Origin of the sequence: Micromonospora sp. WMMD998 (genome assembly GCF_029581235.1) — a bacterium.
Lineage (GTDB): Bacteria > Actinomycetota > Actinomycetes > Mycobacteriales > Micromonosporaceae > Micromonospora.
Genome location: NZ_CP120740.1, coordinates 4,035,288 through 4,051,883 on the forward strand (window position 1 = coordinate 4,035,288; position 16,596 = coordinate 4,051,883).

The 16,596-nt window shown below is 72.0% G+C and carries 13 protein-coding genes; 1 reads left to right on the forward strand and 12 read right to left on the reverse strand.

Annotation, left to right across the window (positions count from 1 at the left end; all coding sequences use genetic code 11):
- Positions 1–5 precede the first annotated feature (5 nt).
- Positions 6–1,409, reverse strand: a complete 1,404-nt coding sequence (sthA, locus tag O7619_RS18370; protein WP_282282216.1) for a Si-specific NAD(P)(+) transhydrogenase — start codon at positions 1,407–1,409, stop codon at positions 6–8.
- Between the two features lie 74 nt (positions 1,410–1,483).
- Positions 1,484–2,827, reverse strand: a complete 1,344-nt coding sequence (locus O7619_RS18375; RefSeq protein WP_282282218.1) for a glycosyl hydrolase family 18 protein — start codon at positions 2,825–2,827, stop codon at positions 1,484–1,486.
- A 136-nt stretch (positions 2,828–2,963) separates the two neighbouring features.
- Here O7619_RS18375 and O7619_RS18380 point away from each other — a divergent pair, with 136 nt between their 5' ends.
- Positions 2,964–4,205, forward strand: coding sequence for an ROK family transcriptional regulator (locus O7619_RS18380; protein WP_282282220.1), 1,242 nt, complete (start codon positions 2,964–2,966; stop codon positions 4,203–4,205).
- Between the two features lie 39 nt (positions 4,206–4,244).
- On the opposite strand, the gene O7619_RS18385 is transcribed toward O7619_RS18380, so the two are convergent.
- The 10 genes from O7619_RS18385 to O7619_RS18430 all read right to left on the reverse strand — a co-directional run bounded on the left by O7619_RS18385 (position 4,245) and on the right by O7619_RS18430 (position 16,489).
- A complete protein-coding gene (locus O7619_RS18385; RefSeq protein ID WP_282282222.1) occupies positions 4,245–6,128 on the reverse strand; it encodes a ricin-type beta-trefoil lectin domain protein in 1,884 nt (627 codons plus the stop codon).
- Positions 6,129–6,279: 151 nt separating this feature from the next.
- Complete coding sequence (locus O7619_RS18390; protein WP_282282224.1) at positions 6,280–7,689, reverse strand: GH1 family beta-glucosidase; 1,410 nt, start codon at positions 7,687–7,689, stop codon at positions 6,280–6,282.
- 34 nt (positions 7,690–7,723) lie between these two features.
- Positions 7,724–8,731, reverse strand: a complete 1,008-nt coding sequence (locus O7619_RS18395) for an ABC transporter ATP-binding protein (RefSeq protein ID WP_282282226.1) — start codon at positions 8,729–8,731, stop codon at positions 7,724–7,726.
- A 55-nt stretch (positions 8,732–8,786) separates the two neighbouring features.
- Positions 8,787–9,821 carry an ABC transporter permease gene (locus tag O7619_RS18400; protein WP_282282227.1) on the reverse strand — a complete coding sequence of 345 codons (1,035 nt, stop codon included), beginning with the start codon at positions 9,819–9,821 and terminating at the stop codon, positions 8,787–8,789.
- Positions 9,822–9,825: 4 nt separating this feature from the next.
- A complete protein-coding gene (locus tag O7619_RS18405; RefSeq protein WP_282282228.1) occupies positions 9,826–10,803 on the reverse strand; it encodes an ABC transporter permease in 978 nt (325 codons plus the stop codon).
- On the reverse strand, positions 10,800–11,912 hold the full coding sequence (locus O7619_RS18410) for an ABC transporter ATP-binding protein (protein ID WP_282282229.1): 1,113 nt from the start codon (positions 11,910–11,912) through the stop codon (positions 10,800–10,802). Before O7619_RS18410 ends, O7619_RS18405 begins: the two co-directional genes overlap by 4 nt.
- 86 nt (positions 11,913–11,998) lie before the next feature.
- Positions 11,999–13,678, reverse strand: a complete 1,680-nt coding sequence (locus O7619_RS18415) for an ABC transporter substrate-binding protein (RefSeq protein ID WP_282282230.1) — start codon at positions 13,676–13,678, stop codon at positions 11,999–12,001.
- 123 nt (positions 13,679–13,801) lie between these two features.
- A complete protein-coding gene (locus O7619_RS18420; protein ID WP_282282231.1) occupies positions 13,802–14,803 on the reverse strand; it encodes a LacI family DNA-binding transcriptional regulator in 1,002 nt (333 codons plus the stop codon).
- A gap of 225 nt (positions 14,804–15,028) precedes the next feature.
- Complete coding sequence (locus O7619_RS18425) at positions 15,029–15,751, reverse strand: FkbM family methyltransferase (protein WP_282288871.1); 723 nt, start codon at positions 15,749–15,751, stop codon at positions 15,029–15,031.
- A 357-nt stretch (positions 15,752–16,108) separates the two neighbouring features.
- Positions 16,109–16,489, reverse strand: a complete 381-nt coding sequence (locus tag O7619_RS18430) for a YccF domain-containing protein (protein ID WP_281590298.1) — start codon at positions 16,487–16,489, stop codon at positions 16,109–16,111.
- Between the last annotated feature and the right edge of the window lie 107 nt (positions 16,490–16,596).

Consider the following 16,596-nt stretch of genomic DNA (forward strand, 5'->3'; position numbering starts at 1 on the left):
GGCGTTCAGCCGTCGATTCGGGTGATGTTGCGGATCTTGTTGGCGGCGTCGAGCGCCGCCACCTTGTACGCCTCGGCGAGCGTCGGATAGTTGAACACCGCGTCGAGCAGGTAGTCGACGGTGCCGCCGCAGCCCATCACGGCCTGCCCGATGTGGACGATCTCGGTGGCGCCGGTGCCGAACACGTGCACCCCGAGCAGCCGCCCGTCGTCCGGGGAGACGAGCAGTTTGAGCATGCCGTACGAGTCGCCGACGATCTGCCCCCGGGCGAGTTCCCGGTAGCGGGCGACGCCCACCTCGAACGGGGTGGACGCCTCGGTCAGCTCGTCCTCGGTCTTCCCGACGAAGCTGATCTCCGGGATGGTGTAGATGCCGATCGGTTGCAGCTCCGACATGGTGCGGGCCGGTTCGCCGCAGGCGTGCTGCGCGGCCAGCCGGCCCTGTTCCATCGAGGTGGACGCGAGCGCCGGGAACCCGATGACGTCGCCGACGGCGTAGATGGTGTCGACCGCGGTGCGGTAGTTGGCGTCGACCTCGATCCGGCCGCGGTGGTCGGCGGTGAGCCCGGCCGCCTCCAGCGCGAGGTCGTCGGTCTGCCCCTGCCGGCCGGCGGAGTACATCACCGTGTCGGCGACGATCTTCTTTCCGCTGCGCAGCACGCAGAGCGCGGCGGTGCGGTGCTTCTCCACCGCGGCCACCTCCTCGCCGAAGCGGAAGGTCACCGACAGGTCCCGCAGGTGGTACTTGAGGGACTCGACGATCTCGTCGTCGCAGAAGTCGAGCATCCCGTCGCGGCGCTCGACCACGGTCACCTTCGTGCCGAGCGCGGCGAACATCGAGGCGTACTCCATCCCGATCACGCCGGCGCCGACCACCACCATGCTGCGCGGCACGGCCTGGAGGTTGATCACGCCGTCGGAGTCCACGATGGTCCGGTCGTCGAAGTCGACGCTGTCCGGGCGGGCGGGCCGGGTGCCGGCGGCGATGACCGCCTTGTCGAAGCTGATCCGGGTCTCCCGGCCGGAGCCGGCGTCGACCCAGACCGCGTGCGGGTCGGCGAACCGCCCGGTGCCGGTGATCATCGCGATCCGGTTGCGGGCCAGTTGGTTGCGGATGACGTCGGTCTGCCGGGTGATCACGTGTTGGGTGCGGGCGGCCAGGTCGGCGACCGTGATGTCCTCCTTGACCCGGTAGCTGCTGCCGTAGAGGTCACGCTGGCTCAGCCCGGTCAGGTAGAGGACGGCCTCGCGCAGCGTCTTGGACGGCACGGTGCCGGTGTTGATGCACACCCCGCCGAGCATGTCGCGCCGGTCGACGATGGCCACCCGTCGGCCCAGCTTGGCCGCGGCGATGGCCGCCTTCTGTCCACTCGGTCCTGATCCCAGCACCAGCAGGTCGTAGTCGTACACGAGAGCAAGCCTCGCAGGATGCGCGGCGCGGCGCCAGGGGTGGGGCCCCGCGCGCCGCGCGGAGCCCCACGGTCTCAGCGGCCCTGGAGCGCGCGGACGTTGTCGCCGAACGTCCAGCCCTTCGACCCGTCCCAGTTGATCGACCAGGTCATCAGCCCCTTGAGGCCGGGGACGGAGCGGTACGCCTGGCCCACCGACGACGGGCTCAGGTATCCGCCGCCCGCGCCGGACTGCGCCGGCAGACCGGGGACCTGTTTGTCGTAGGGGACGCGGATCGTGGTGCCCTGGACGGTGAGCCCGTTGTGCAGGCACTGCGTCTGCACCGTGAAGCCCTGCACGGTGCCCGCCGGGTACGAGTCGCCGGCGCAGCCGTACATCGAGCCGTTGTAGTACTGCATGTTCAGCCACCAGAGCCGGCCGTTGTCGGCGTACTTCTTGACGATCGGCAGGTACGCGCCCCAGATCGAGCCGTAGGTGACGCTGCCGCCGGTGACGTACGCGGTCTCCGGGGCCATGGTGAGCCCGAAGCCGGCCGGCATCTGGGCCAGCACCCCGTCGATGATCCGGATCAGGTTGGCCTGCGACGGCGAGAGCTGGTTGATGTTCCCGCTGCCGGTGAGCCCGGTCTCGATGTCGATGTCGATGCCGTCGAAGTTGTGCCGCTTGAGGATCGGCACGACGGTGGCGACGAACCGGTCGGCGACCGTGGCGGAGCTGAGGTCGATGCCGGCGGCGGCCCCGCCGATGGACAGCAGCACGGTCAGCCCGGCGGCCTTGGCCTGGCACACCTGAGCCGGGGTGGGCACCCGGACGCCGGCGTCCATGCCGTCCTCCCAGAGCACGGTGCCGTCGGCGCGGATGACCGGGAACGCGGCGGTGACCACGTTGTAGCCGTGCCCGGTGATCCGGGCGTCGGTGATCGGGATCCAGCCGAGCCCGGGGTGCACGCCGTTGGCCGCGCCGTCCCAGTTCTCCCAGTAGCCCTGGAGCACCTTCCCGGTCGGCCGGGACTTCGGCGCGCAGGTGCCGCCGCCGGTGGCGGTCGGGGTCGGCGTGGGCGTCCGGGTCGGGGTGGGGGACGCGGTGGGGGTGGGTGACGGCGGCCGGGTGGTGGGGCTGGGTGACGGGGTGCCGCCGCCGGTGCAGGCGCCGAGGTCGGTCCAGAGCGCCGGTACGGCGGCCGGGTTCCATCCCGCGCCGGGCGGCGGGGTGTGCGTCACCAACGCCTGGTAGAGCCGGCCGGCGTAGCTGGCCCGGCTGCCGGCGGTCCAGGTGACGCCCTCGGCCCAGGCCGGCGCGTCGCAGGCCACGAGCGCGCCGCGCGCGGTCGCCCCGCCGCTGGCGGCCGGCAGGGCGACGGTGGCGGCGAGCAGCGCGCCGCCACCGAGCACGGCGGTGATCAGACGTCCGAGTCGCATGGCATACCTCCTCGTCGATGCGCCGCAGGCTATCAGTTAACTTTGTTAAATGTAAATGCGCAGTAGTCTGTCACCACTTGGTTCACGACGTGAATGCAGGTCGCCGGCGGGCGACCGGGGAAGGACGGCGGCGGACGTGGACGCCAGACGCACCACGGTGCGCGACATGCGCCGGGCCAACCGGTCGGTTCTGCTCACCCGGATCTGGCTGGACGGCCCGCTCAGCCGGCACGAACTGGGGCAGTCGACCGCGCTGAGCCTGGCCAGCGTGAGCAACCTGGTCGGCGAGATGATCGCCGAAGGGCTGGTCGAGGAGGCCGGCTCGGTCGAGTCCGACGGCGGGCGCCCCCGGGTGCTGCTGCGCGTCGCCCCCGGCTACGGCTACCTGGTCGGCGCCGACGTGGGCGAGACCCGGGTGCAGGTCGAGCTGTTCGACCTGAGCATGACCGCGCTGGCCAAGGCGGAGTACCCGATCGCCGCTGCCGAGCCCGACCCCGCGCGGGTCGCCGACCACCTGCGGCACGGCCTCGCCGCGGTGACCGAGCAGTCCGGCGTCGACCCGGCCGCGGTGCTCGGCTTCGGCGTGGCCGTCGCCGGCACGGTCGAGCGCACCGCCGACGCCGTGGTGCACGCCCAGACCCTCGGCTGGGACGGCGTCCCGCTCGGCGCGATGCTGCGCGCCGGCACCGACGTCCCGGTGCACGTCGACAACGGCGCCAAGACGCTCGGCCAGGCCGAGATGTGGTTCGGCGCCGGTCGGGGCGTCCGGCACGCGGTGGTCGCCCTGGTCGGCTCCGGCGTGGGCGCCTCCGTGGTCGCCGACGGCGTCGGCTACCGCGGCGCGCACAGCAGCGCCGGCGAGTGGGGCCACACCACCATCGTGTACGGCGGGCGGCGCTGCCGCTGCGGCAACCTCGGCTGCCTGGAGGCGTACGTCGGGGCGGAGGGGGTGCTCGACCGGTTCCGGCAGGCCAACCGGGGTCGACCGGCGGCCGGCGGGGACGAGGAGACCGCGTTCGGCGAGCTGCTGCGCGCCACCGGCCGCACCGCCGCGAAGGTGATCGACGAGACGGTCGGCTACCTGGGCGCCGGCGTCGCGAACCTGGTGAACCTGTTCAACCCGGAGCGGGTGGTGCTCGGCGGCTGGGCCGGGCTGGCGCTCGGCGAGCGGCACCTGCCGGCGATCCGCGAGGCCACCGCGCGGCACGCGCTGCGCCAGCCGTACGCGCAGACCTCGATCGAGCTGTGCCGGCTCGGACCGGACGCGGTCGCGATGGGCGCGGCCACCCTGCCGATGACCCGCCTGCTGCGCGACGGCGGCGTGCCCCGCGAACCGGCGGTCCGCCCCGCGCCCGCGCGGCGGCCGAACCGCCGCTGAGCGGTCGGGCCGGCGCGGCGGCCGGCCCGACCCTTCGGCTCAGGACGGCAGCGTCCACTTCTGGTTGGCGCCGCCGGTACAGCTCCAGATCTGCGTCTTCGTCCCGTCGGCGGAGGTGTTGCCGGTGACGTCGAGGCACTTGTCGGCCTGCGGGTTGACCAGGTCCCGGCCGGCGGTCCAGGTCCACTGCTGGGCGGCGGTGCCGTTGCAGGTCCACAACTGCACCTTCGTGCCGTCGGCGGTGCCCCCGCCGGCCACGTCCAGGCACTTGCCGAGCGCGCGCAGCGTGCCGTCGGCGGCCCGGGTCCAGCGCTGGTTGGTCCCGCCGGTGCAGCTCCAGATCTGCGCCGGCGTGCCGTCGGCGCTGGCGTTGTCGGTGACGTCCAGGCACTTGCCGCCGATGCCGATGACCGGGCCGGTCGGCGTCGGGCCGCCGCCGGACGGGGTGCCGGACCAGGTGAACGTGGCGGTGGTGCGGGCCGGCAGCGTGTAGGTGAAGGACTGTCCGCCCCACACCACCTTCACCGACTGCGCCGAGGTGCCGCCGTTGTGCGCGAGCAGCGCCTTGGAGCCGTCCGGGTTGCGGTAGGCGACGTTCGGCACGGTGCCGTTGGCGGTGGAGTCGATCCGGGTCGCGCCGGGCCGGACGAACTTGGTCAGGTGCCCGGTGGTGTAGTACTCGACGGTGTAGTCGACCTGGCCGGCCCGGGCGCCGCCCTCCTGCACGGTGATCAGGCCGGTGCAGGTGCCGCACCCGCCGTTGTGCGGGCCCATGTTCTGGTTGACCGCGAGGCTCCACTTCACCACGCTGCGGCTCCAGTTCCGGGCGTAGGTGACGATGTCGGCCATGTCCTCGTTGTGTTGGTTGGTGATCCAGGTGCCGCCGGAGTGCTCGGTGCTGAACTGCGGCACCTCCGGATACTGGCCGCGGACCTGACTGCCGACGGCCGGGTCGCCGAAGTAGCCGTGCCAGGCGATGCCGCCGAAGAGCGGGTCGTTGCGGACGCCGGAGTCGCCGAGCAACCCGGCGCCCATGGTGGCGTAGTCGCCGTAGTTCCAGTCGTGCACGAGCACCTTGGTGGTGATGCCGGCGGCCCGGAACGCCGGGTAGACGAAGTTCTTGGTCAGCTCGGCCAGGCCGGAGGAGTTCCAGCTCATCCCCGGGTAGTCCATCGCGGTGGGGTTGCCGGACTGGCAGCAGTTCGGCTCGTTCTGCACCGACAGGTAGTCGACCTTCACGCCGCGCGCCGCGTACGCCTGGATGGTCTTGACGAAGTACTGCGCGTAGGTGGCGTAGTACTCCCACTTCAGCCAGCCCATCTGGTCCATCCGGCCGTTGTCCTTCATCCAGCCGGGCGCGCTCCACGGCACCACCATCACCCGCAGCGCCGGGTTGAGCTGGCGGGCCTGCGCGGTGAGCAGCTCGACGTTCGTGTCGTAGCCGTTCGCCCCGAAGTCGTTGAGGTCGCAGCAGGTGTCGTCGAGGGAGACGTTGCCGGGGCGGGACAGGTCGGACGCGCCGATCGGGTTGCGCACGAACGACAGGCCGATGCCGTCGGTCGGGCTGAACAGCTTACGCATCACCGCGTCCCGGGTGGTGGCGCTGACCGCGCCGCCGCGCAGCAGGTGGGCGGTGGTGTCGGTGATGGACGCGCCGGCGCCCTCGAACGGCTGGTAGCGGGTGTTCTCGTCGACGGTGATGGTGTGGGTGGCGCCGGCGCTGGTGGGGGCGAAGCTCACCGGGCTCTGCTGTTGCAGCCCCCGGGTGACGGTCCGGCCGCCGGCGTCGGAGGTGGTGGTGAGCCAGATGTTGACGGTCTCGCCGGCGGCGTGGGCCGCGGTGGTGGGAACGAGGGCGCCGGCGGTGAGGCAGAGCGTCAGGGCGACGCGGCCGGCGAGGCGGGGAACGGTGGTGGGGGACACGGATGCTCCTTCCGGTGAATCGACATCCGCGAATGAGACAACCGTTCTTCCCTGCTTGTGTCAAGAAATGAAAAAAGTGGTCGTGCCGGATCGGAGGCGTGCCGGGGCGGCCACCCGGGAAGCTCCCGCGCAGCCGCCCCGGACGGTCGGGTCAGCGCTGCCCGCGCACCCGCCGGACCGTGTCGCGATACCACAGCGCGCTGCGCTTCGGGGTGCGGCGCTGCGAGTCGTAGTCGACCCGGATGATGCCGAACCGCTTGTCGTAGCCGTACGCCCACTCGAAGTTGTCGAGCAGCGACCAGGCGAAGTAGCCGCGCACGTCCGCGCCGGCCTGCCGGGCCCGGGCCACCGCCCGCAGGTGCTCGGTCAGGTAGGCCACCCGGTCGTCGTCGGCCACGAACCCGTCGGCGTCCGGCCGGTCGTCGAACGCCGCGCCGTTCTCGGTGATCACCATGGGCACGCCCGGGTAGTCGCGGTGCAGCCGCACCAGCAGGTCGGTGAAGGAATCCGGCACGATCTCCCAGTCCATCGCGGTGCGTGGCAGGTCCCGGCGGACCACCCGGCGCACCGGCCTGCCGTCGTCGTCGCGCTCGCGGCCCTGCTCGTCCACCCCGGAGTGCACCTGCCCGAAGTAGTAGTTCACCCCGAGCACGTCGATCGGGGTGGCGATCACCGCCAGGTCACCGTCCTCGACGGGAATCCGGACCCCCTCGGCGGCCAGGTCCGCCACCACGTCCTGCGGGTACGCGCCGCGCAGCACCGGGTCCAGGTAGAGGCGGTTGCCCAGCCCGTCCGCCGCCCGGGCCGCGTCCCGGTCCGCCGCGCTGTCGGTGGCCGGGTCGGCGGTGGACAGGTTGACGGTCAGGCCCAGCTCGATCGGCCCCGACGCCGCCGCGCGCAGCCGCTGGGTGGCCAGGCCGTGCCCGAGCAGCAGGTGGTGCGCCGCCGCGATGCCGTCGCCCAGGTCCCGCCGGCCCGGGGCGTGGTTGCCGTAGGCGTACCCGAGCATCGCCGAGCACCACGGCTCGTTGAGCGTGGTCCAGGTGCGTACCCGGTCGCCGAGCGCGGCGAAGACCAGCTCCGCGTAGTCGGCGAAGCGGTGGGCGGTGTCCCGGTTCGGCCAGCCGCCCGCGTCCTCCAGCTCCTGCGGCAGGTCCCAGTGATAGAGCGTCACCCACGGGTCGACGCCCCGCCCGAGCAGCTCGTCCACCAGCCGGTCGTAGAAGCCCAGCCCGGCCGCGTTGGCCGGGCCGCGCCCGCCCGGCTGCACCCGCGGCCACGCCACCGAGAAGCGGTAGGTGTCCAGCCCCAGGTCGGCGATGAGCGCCACGTCCTGCGGCATTCGGTGGTAGTGGTCGCAGGCCACGTCGCCGTGGTCGCCGTTGGCCACCGCCCCCGGAACCCGGCAGAAGGTGTCCCAGATGGACGCGGTGCGGCCGTCCTCGGCCACCGCGCCCTCGATCTGGTACGACGACGTCGCCACCCCCCACCGGAAGGTCGGCGGCAGCGTGTCGATCGGGTCGGCCTGATCCACACTCGGGCGGTTGAGGTCGGTGTCCATGGTTCTCCTCGCGGTAGCGGTGGGCTCGGGCGGGTCAGCGGGGCAGGGGTGCGACGGCCGGGTGCAGCCAGCACGCGACGGCCCGCGTCGGATCGCCGACGCCGGGCGGCCCCAGCACCGGCACCCGCTCGTCGCATCCGTCGAACGCCTTCGGGCAGCGCGGGTGGAACGCGCAGCCGGTCGGCATGGCACGCAGGTCCGGCGGGGAACCGGGGATGCCGGTCAGCTCGCGGCGCGGCCCGTGCAGCGCCGGGAACGAGTGCAGCAACCCGTCGGTGTACGGGTGCAGCGGCTCGGCGTACAGCCGGGCGGCGGGCGCCTCCTCGACGATCCGACCGCCGTACATGATGGCGATCCGGTCGGAGAACTCCACCAGCAGCGACAGGTCGTGGGTGATGAACAGCACCGCGAAGCCGAGCCGTTCGCGCAGCTCGGCGAGCTGGCTGAGGATCTGCCGTTGCATCACCACGTCCAGTGCGGTGGTCGGCTCGTCCATGATGACCAGTTGCGGCTCCAGCGCCAGCGCCATGGCGATCATGACCCGTTGCCGCATGCCGCCGGAGAGCTGGTGCGGATAGCTGTCCAGCCGGTCGGCGGCGATGCCGACCAGCCGCAGCAGATCCCTGGCGCGGGCCATCCGGCCGGACGCGGTGCTCCCCGGCTCGTGCGCCTTGATCACGTCGAGGAGCTGGGTGGAGACCTTGTGCACCGGGTTGAGCGAGTTCATCGCGCCCTGGAACACGATCGACGTCTCCGCCCAGCGGAACTCGCGCAGCCGGGCCGGGCTGAGCGTCAGCACGTCCACCGGCGGGCCGTCGGCCGGGTGGTAGATCACCTGGCCGCCGCGGACCACGCCCGGCGGGGGCAGCAGCCGGGTCAGCCCGTACGCCAGGGTGGACTTGCCGCTGCCGCTCTCCCCGGCCAGGCCGAGCACCTCGCCCCGGTGCAGCGTCAGGTCGACGTCGCGGACCGCGTGCACCGCGTCCGCGCCGACGCCGTAGTCGACGCACAGCCCACGGATCTCCAGCACCTGGTCGCTCATCGAGCCCTCCTTTCGTTCGCGACTGCGGGGCTCCGCTGCGCTGCGCTCCTCGCGCTCACGGCTCAACGTCCTTCCGGGTGTCCCGCATCTCGACGGGGGCCGCCGCCGGGGCCAGCACCGGGGTGAAGCCCACCCGCATCCGCACGGTGCGGCCGTCGGCGGTGCGGATCCGGGTCCGGCCGCCGGTGCGCAGCCGGGGGCTGACGAACTCGTCGATGCCGAAGTTGATCAGCGCGAGCGCGGTGCCGAGCAGCGCGATGGCCAACCCGGCGGGCACGAACCACCACCAGGCGCCCTGCGCGAGCGCCTGCTGGCCCTGCGCCCAGAACAGGATGGTGCCCCAGTTCCACGACGACACCGAGGAGATGCCGATGAACGCCAGGGTGATCTCCGACATCACCGCGAAGATCACCGTGCCGACGAAGCCGGAGGCGATGATCGCGGTCAGGTTGGGCAGGATCTCGAAGCCGATGATCCGCCACGTCCGCTCGCCGGTGGCGCGCGCCGCCTCGACGTAGTCGCGGCGGCGCAACGACAGCGTCTGCGCCCGCAGCACCCGGGCGCCCCAGGCCCACGAGGTGAGCCCGATGATCAGCGCGACCAGCAGCTCGCCGGCCTGGTCGACGAGGGACGCCACGATGATGATCAGCGGCAGGGCGGGGATCACCAGGAACACGTTCGACAGCGCCGACAGGCTCTCGTCGGCCGCGCCGCCCAGATAGCCGGCGGTCACCCCGATGAGGATGGACAGGACGGTGGCCAGCACGCCGGCGATCAGCCCCACCACCATCACGCTGCGCGCGCCGACCAGGATCTGGCTGAAGATGTCCTGGCCGAGGTGGGTGGTGCCGAACCAGTGCCGGGCCGAGGGCGCCTGGAGCACGTCGGCGCTCCGCGCGTCCGGGTCGTACGGCGCGATCCACGGCCCGATGACCGCCAGCAGCGCGTACACCCCGAGGATGGCCAGCCCGGTGGCGGCCTTGCCGTTGGCGACGAAGCGGAACCGGCGTCGCCGCGCCCGGGCCGACGGCTGCGCCACCGCGCCCTGGCCGGGGACGACCTGCTCGATGCTCGAAGGGGAGAGTGTCATCGGCTCAGCTCTTTCGGGTCCGCGGGTCGAGAAGCAGGTACGCCACGTCGGCGAGCAGGTTCGCCACCAGGACCGAGATCGTGATGATCAGGAAGATGCCCTGCATGAGCGGGTAGTCCTTGTAGCCGACGGCCTGGAAGAGCTGGAACCCCAGGCCCGGATAGGAGAAGACGATCTCCACGAGCAGCGTGCCGCCGACGATGAGGCCCAGCGACAGCGCGAAGCCGGAGACGTTCGGCAGCAGGGCGTTGCGGGCGGCGTAGCTCAGTGCCACCCGCCGTTCGGAGAGCCCCTTGGCGTGCGCGACGGTGATGTAGTCCTCGCTGGCGACGGTGACCATCATGTTGCGCATGCTGAGGATCCAGCCGCTCATCGAGGAGACCAGGATGGTCGCCGCCGGCAGCAGGCTGTGCTGGATCGCGCTCGGGATGAAGTAGGCGTCGAACGCCGGCACCAGTCCCGGCTCGTAGCCGCCGGAGGAGGGGAAGAAGCTGCCCGGCCCGGCGAACAGCGCGATCGCGACCAGGCCCAGCCAGAAGTAGGGGATCGAGGAGAGGAACGTGGTGGCCGGCAGCAGCCCGTCGATCCACGAGCCGCGCCGCCAGCCCGCGCCCACGCCGAGCGCGGTGCCGAGCAGGAAGCTGACGACCGTGGTGACACCGACCAGGCCGACCGTCCACGGCAGGCTGCTCCCGATCACCTCGGACACCGGCGCCGGGAAGAACGTGAACGACATCCCCAGGTCGCCGTGCAGGAGCTGGCCCCAGTAGGCGACGTACTGCTGCCACAGGTTGCGGTCGGAGTCCAGCCCGAACAGCACCCGCAGCGAGGCGATCGAGTCGGCGCTGATCCGGCCCTGGTTGCGGGAGATCAGCGACTGCACCGGGTCGCCCGGCACGATCCGTGGGATGAAGAAGTTGAGGGTGATCGCCGCCCAGGCGGTGAACAGGTAGAAGGCCATCCGTTGCAGCAGGAACCTCATCGGGCCGCCTCCCGTCCGGTGGCGTCGGCGCTCCCGGCCGTGGCGGTGGCGTCGGCCTTCCCGGCCGGGTCGAACAGCCAGCAGGCCGCCCAGTGCCCGGGCCGGTCGTCGATCGGGATCGGCGGCGGCAGCTCGGTGCCGCACCGGGGCATCGCGTGCGGGCACCGCGGGTGGAAGCGGCAGCCGTCGGGCGGGCGGATCAGGCTCGGCGGCTCGCCGTGACCGCGCTCGCCCGCCGCGTCGCCGTCGGTCACCGTGCCGGTGATCCGCTCCGGGTCCGGCGCCGAGCCGATCAACAACCGGGTGTACGGGTGGGCCGGCCGCTGGGTGACCGTCTCGCTGTCGCCGCCCTCGACCATCCGGCCGGCGTACATCACGATCGTCTCGTCGGCGAAGTAGCGGGCCGAGGCGATGTCGTGGGTGATGTAGAGGATGGCCAGGTTGAGCCGGTCCTTCAGGTCCTGGAGCAGGTTGAGCACGCCGAGGCGGATCGAGACGTCGAGCATGGAGACCGGCTCGTCGGCGAGCAGCACCTCGGGGTCGGCGCCGAGCGCGCGGGCGATCGCGACGCGCTGGCGCTGGCCGCCGGAGAGTTCGTGCGGGAACGCGTCGAGGTAGCGCTCCGGCGGGGTGAGGCTGACCCGGGTGAGCAGGTCGGCAAGCGCCTTCTCCAGCTCGTCCGGCCCGGACCCGGCGTTACCGTGGATGCGCAGCGACCGGGTGAGGTGGTAACGCACGGTGTGCACCGGGTTCAGCGAGGCGAACGGGTCCTGGAGGATCAACTGCACCTGGCGCACGTACGCCCGGAACCGGCGCCCACCGCGTACCCGGGTCGGGACGCCGTGCAGCCGGATGTCGCCGGCGGTGCGCGGATAGAGCTGGGCCAGCAGCCGGGCCACCGTGGACTTGCCGGAGCCGGACTCCCCGACCAGCGCGGTCACCCGGCCGCGGCGCAGCGCGATCGAGACGTCGTCGACGGCGTGCACCGCCACCGGGGTCCGGGAGAGGAGGTCGCGCAGCCGCCGGCGGACGGGGAAGTGCTTGGTCAGGCCGACGGCCTCCAGCACCACCTCGTCGGCCGGCGCCGGGGCGCTCTCGGTCGTCGTCATGCCGAATTCCTGTCTGGGGTTGCCGGGGTGAGGGGCGGGGGTCGCCTCCCCGGCCGGCGCGGGCCGGCCGGGGAGGCGACGCCGGGTCAGCCGGCGGTCGGCTTGAGGTGCAGCACCACGTCCAGCGCGTTGGGCTGGGTGGGCTGCAGCGCGCCGTACGGGTTCGAGTCGTCCGGCCAGCCGGTCCAGTTCTTCGCGCTGTACGCGCCGCCGATGTTGTCCGCGCCGACCGGGATCATCGGCGTCTGCTCGACGAAGATCTTCTGCAACGTGGCGAGCGCCGTGGTGCGGGTGGCGTCGTCGGTCGCGTTGGCGTACGAGACGAGCGCGTCGGTCGCCGTCTTGTTGTCGAAGCGGCCGAAGTTGCCGGCGGGGGAGGCGGTGCCGATCGGCTTGAGCACCCGACCGTCCATGATCGTCCGGTAGATGTCGTACGGCGTCGCGCCGCTCTCGGTCCACCGGAAGGTGCCCTCGAAGTTGCCCTGCTCCACGTTGCGGAACCAGGCGTCCTGGTTGGCCTTGTCGATGGTCGCCGCGATGCCGATCTTCGACAGGTTGTCCTTCACGATCTCCAGGCTGGTCTGGTAGTCCGACCAGCCGGCCGGGTCGGTCAGCTTGATCGTGACCGGCTTGCCGGTCTTGTCCTTGAGCGTGGTGCCGTCGAGCTTGTAGCCGGCGCCGGTGAGCAGCGTCTTGGCCCCCTCGACGTCGACCTTGTGCTCCTGCCCCTGGTACTCCGGCGCGATGAACGAGTCACCGGCCGGGCTGGGCAGGCCGGTGACGCTCTTGACCTCGGGGTGGAAATACCCGGCCTCCGCCGTGGTGAAGATGTCCGCCCGGTCGACGACCATGTTCATCGCCTTGCGCAGCGTCGGGTCGTCGAACGGCTTCTTCGTGGTGTTGAGGTAGAGGCCGTGGATGCCCAGCACCGGCGGCGCCCACACCTTGTGGTTCTTCTCGTCCTTGGCCACGAACACGGTCTGGTAGTTGGGGATGAAGACGAAGCTCCACTCCGACTCGCCGTTGGCCAGCGCCGTGGTCTGCGCGCTGTTGTCGGTGTACGAGGTGAAGCGCAGCTCCTTCACCTTCGGCGCGTCCTGCCAGTAGCCGCTGTCGCGCACGGTGAGCGTGGTGGTGGCCGGCGTGAACGACTTCAGCGTGTAGGGGCCGCTGCCGACCGGCTGCTTCACCGGGTCGGTGGTCGGGTCGGCGATCTTCTCCCAGAGGTGCTTCGGCACGATCGGCACCCGCCACAGCACCTTCTGCTGGTTGACGAACTGCGGGCTGGACATGGTGATCGTGACGTCGTTGCCGCTCGCGGTCGCGCCGGTGTACGGCACCCCCTGGTCGTTGAGCGCCGGAAACTTCTGGACCAGGTTGTAGGTGAACGCGACGTCCTCGGCGGTGACCTTCTGCCCGTCGGACCAGGTGGCGTCGTCCCGGACGGTCACCGTGACCGACTTGTAGTCCGCCGACCACTCGGCCTTGGTGGCCAGCCACGGCTTGAACGGCTCGGCCGGCTTGACCGGGTTCCACATCATCAGCGGCTCGTAGATCTGCCAGCGGTAGCCGAGCGACGCGGCGGCCGAGGTGGTGAGGAACGGGTTGTTGTTCTCGGCCTGCGGACCGTTGGGCATGCCGACGTTCAGCACGGTCGCGGCCTGGCCGCTCTTCTTGTCCGCGTTGGGGCTGTCGCCGCAGGCGGCGACCGTGGTGGTGACCATCGCGCCGGCCAGCGCGACGGCGAGGAGTTGCCTTCTTCTCATGGCGGTCTCCCTCGGTGGTCCCGCATGTTCTCGGGGCGGGATGTGATGGATGAAGGGTGTGCGGTGGTGCCACCGGCGGGCGGGTGCCCGCCGGCGTGGTCGCCGGGTTCGGCGGAATCGGGGTCAGGTGACGCCGGTGGAGGCGCGGGCGGCGAAGCGGGTCGGGATGACGGTCGGGGTGTCGGGCAGCGGCGTTCCGGTGAGGTGGGCGATGAGGAGCCGGGCGGCGGCGGCGCCCATCTCCCGCAGGGGCTGGTGCACCGAGCTGAGCGGCGGGTGGGTGTGCCCGGCCAGCGGCAGGTCGTCGAAGCCGACCACCGCCACGTCCTCCGGGACGCGCCGGCCGGCGTCGCGCAGCGCCTGGAGCGCGCCGGCGGCGGACAGGTCGTTGTGCGCGAAGACGGCGTCGAACGGCGCGCCGTCGGCGAGTAGCCGCCGCACCGCCGCGCGTCCGCACTCGAAGGTGAAGTCGCCCTCCACCACCCGGACCGCCTCGACGGGTACGCCGGCGTCGGCGTAGGCGTGGGCGAAGCCGGCCAGCCGTTCCCGGGTGCAGCCGAAGCGGCGCAGGCCGGTGATGACGAGCGGCCGGCGGCGTCCGAGTGTCAGCAGGTGCACGGCGGCGGCCCGGGCGCCGGCTTCGTTCGTGGTGCGCACCGAGGGGAAGCCGGGCTGGTGGCCGCGGTCGTCGATGAGGATGACCGGCAGGCCGCGCCGGTGCAGGCCGCTGATGTAGTCGAGCGTGCCCTCCGGCTCGACCACGAGCAGGCCGTCGAAGGACTTGGCCGAGACCTGGGAGGCGAACCGCCGCATCGACTCGTCGCCGTGGGTGCAGGTGAACAGCAGCATGCCGTAGCCGGCGGCCTCGACCGCGTCCACCGCGCCCTGGAGCACCTCGCCCATCCAGGGCCAGGTCAGCGCCGGCACCAGCATGCCCACCACCCGGGTACGCCCGCGGGCCAGCCCGACCGCGCGGGCGCTGGGCACGTAGCCGAGGTCGCTGATGACGGCGCGGACCCGGTCGGCGGTGCGGATGTGCACCTCGCCCTTGCCGTTGAGCACCCGCGACACGGTCGTTTTGCTCACCCCGGCGCGGGTGGCGACGTCGGCGATGGTGATCGGCACGTGACGCTCCCGGGTCGCGGGGATGATGGCGATGTTTCGGAACCGGTTGCGGTAGCGGTTCCGTGGCAGTCAACCGAAGTGGCGCCGGTCACGTCAATAACGGGCAGGTAACAAAACACGGCTAAGTTCGACTCCTGAAAAAAGCGGCCGGGCAGCGGATGTGCCGATCACGGCGATGAGCAGGGTCGATGCGGCGTCGAGCGTTCCGTCCGAAGTGGACCGAAATCAGATCCGCGCGTACACGTCGCCGGAGTTGGCCTCGTGCGGCAGCGCGCGCAGGTACGCCGCCACCTCGGCGGCCGACCGCCAACCCGGCGGGGCGAACGTCATCTCGTCGCCGAGCGCCACGGCGAACCCGGTGAAACCGAGCGCGGTGAGCCGGTCCAGGCAGCGTTCGGCCAGGTCCCGGGCGATGGTGGTGAACTCGAACGACAACGCCGGCACCGGGCGGCTCAACCCGGCCAGCACGGCGTCCTCGAAGCCCTCCACGTCGACCTTCACGAACGCCGGGACGCCGTGGGCGGCGACGAGCGCGTCAAGCGTGGTGCCGGCCACCTCGATCTCGCCGTCCCACGTCTCGCCCTCCCAGCCGGCGGCCCGACCGGCGGCGCGGACGAAACTCGGGGAGGCGGTGGAGACGGTCGGGTTGGCGGAGTTCACGTGCAGCCGCACCGGCCCGGCGGCCCGCCCGCAGGCCGCCTCCACCACCGTCACCGCGCCGTCGCCGGCGTGCAGGGCGCGGAGCACCCGGGCGCAGAGCGGCTGCGGCTCCACGGCGACCACCCGGGCGCCGAGGCGACGGAAGCTGTCCAGCCGGTCGCCGACGTGCGCGCCCACGTCGAAGACCAGGTCGCCGGCGCCGACCAGGGGCGCGTAGAACCCGTCGAGCGCGGCCTCCCGGGCCGGGTCGCCGTGGTAGAACTCCAGCGACCGGCGCAGGCCCGACATCGCCGGATCGGCCTTGAGCGCCGCGATCACCTCGTTGCGATCTCCCACGCCACCGACCGTAGCCCGCCCTTGATCGTCCGGTGCGGGTCGAGGCATTTCCCGCTCGTTCCCGCGCCCACCACCCCATCCTCCTAGGACGCCCGAGGGGTGGTGGGCGCGGTCTCCGGTCGGATCCGTCGTGGTTCAAAAGGTAGGAAGATTCTCCCAATATGCGAGAACAGCGCACTTGATCGACTCCATCTCGGCGAGGTGGCGGTATCCAGGACTGGCGATACCGCCACCTCGCCGAAGTGGAGTCGATCAACGGCAAGTGGGTCTGTTTTCCGGGCAGATCTCTCGGCGTCCCGGGTGATGGGCTCAGGGGGTTTCGACGACCTCCTGGCCGAGCGGCCAGAGCGCCGCCGGGACCAGCTTGAAGTTGGCCACCCCGAACGGGATGCCGATGATCGTCACGCACAGCGCCACCCCGGCGAGGATGTGCGACAGGGCCAGCCACCAGCCGGCCAGCAGCACCCAGAGCACGTTCGCCAGGCCGGAGGGCACGCCGGCGCCCGGCTTGGGCACGATCGTGCGCCCGAACGGCCACAGCGCGTACGAGGCGAGGCGCAGCGAGGCGACGCCGAACGGGATGGTCACGACCAGGACGAAGCAGATCAGGGCGGCCACGCCGTAACCGAGGGCGAGGACGAGGCCGCCACCGAAGACGAGCCACAGCAGGTTCAGCAGGAAGCGGATCACCACTCCATGGTGCCCGCCGCCCGCAACCACCTGGCCGAGCCGGTTGTGGTCCACGCGGGGCGGTCTCGCCGCCCGGCGCCGTCGGCGCGGTGGATCTACGGGTCGGC

Coding starts and splice junctions, on each gene's coding strand:
- O7619_RS18390 (WP_282282224.1), bottom strand. CDS start 7,689: ATGGACACCGACCTCAACCGCCCGAGTGTGGATCAGGCCGACCCGATC.
- O7619_RS18405 (WP_282282228.1), bottom strand. CDS start 10,803: ATGAGGTTCCTGCTGCAACGGATGGCCTTCTACCTGTTCACCGCCTGG.
- O7619_RS18425 (WP_282288871.1), bottom strand. CDS start 15,751: ATGTCGGGCCTGCGCCGGTCGCTGGAGTTCTACCACGGCGACCCGGCC.
- O7619_RS18410 (WP_282282229.1), bottom strand. CDS start 11,912: ATGACGACGACCGAGAGCGCCCCGGCGCCGGCCGACGAGGTGGTGCTG.
- O7619_RS18395 (WP_282282226.1), bottom strand. CDS start 8,731: ATGAGCGACCAGGTGCTGGAGATCCGTGGGCTGTGCGTCGACTACGGC.
- O7619_RS18375 (WP_282282218.1), bottom strand. CDS start 2,827: ATGCGACTCGGACGTCTGATCACCGCCGTGCTCGGTGGCGGCGCGCTG.
- O7619_RS18400 (WP_282282227.1), bottom strand. CDS start 9,821: ATGACACTCTCCCCTTCGAGCATCGAGCAGGTCGTCCCCGGCCAGGGC.
- O7619_RS18415 (WP_282282230.1), bottom strand. CDS start 13,678: ATGAGAAGAAGGCAACTCCTCGCCGTCGCGCTGGCCGGCGCGATGGTC.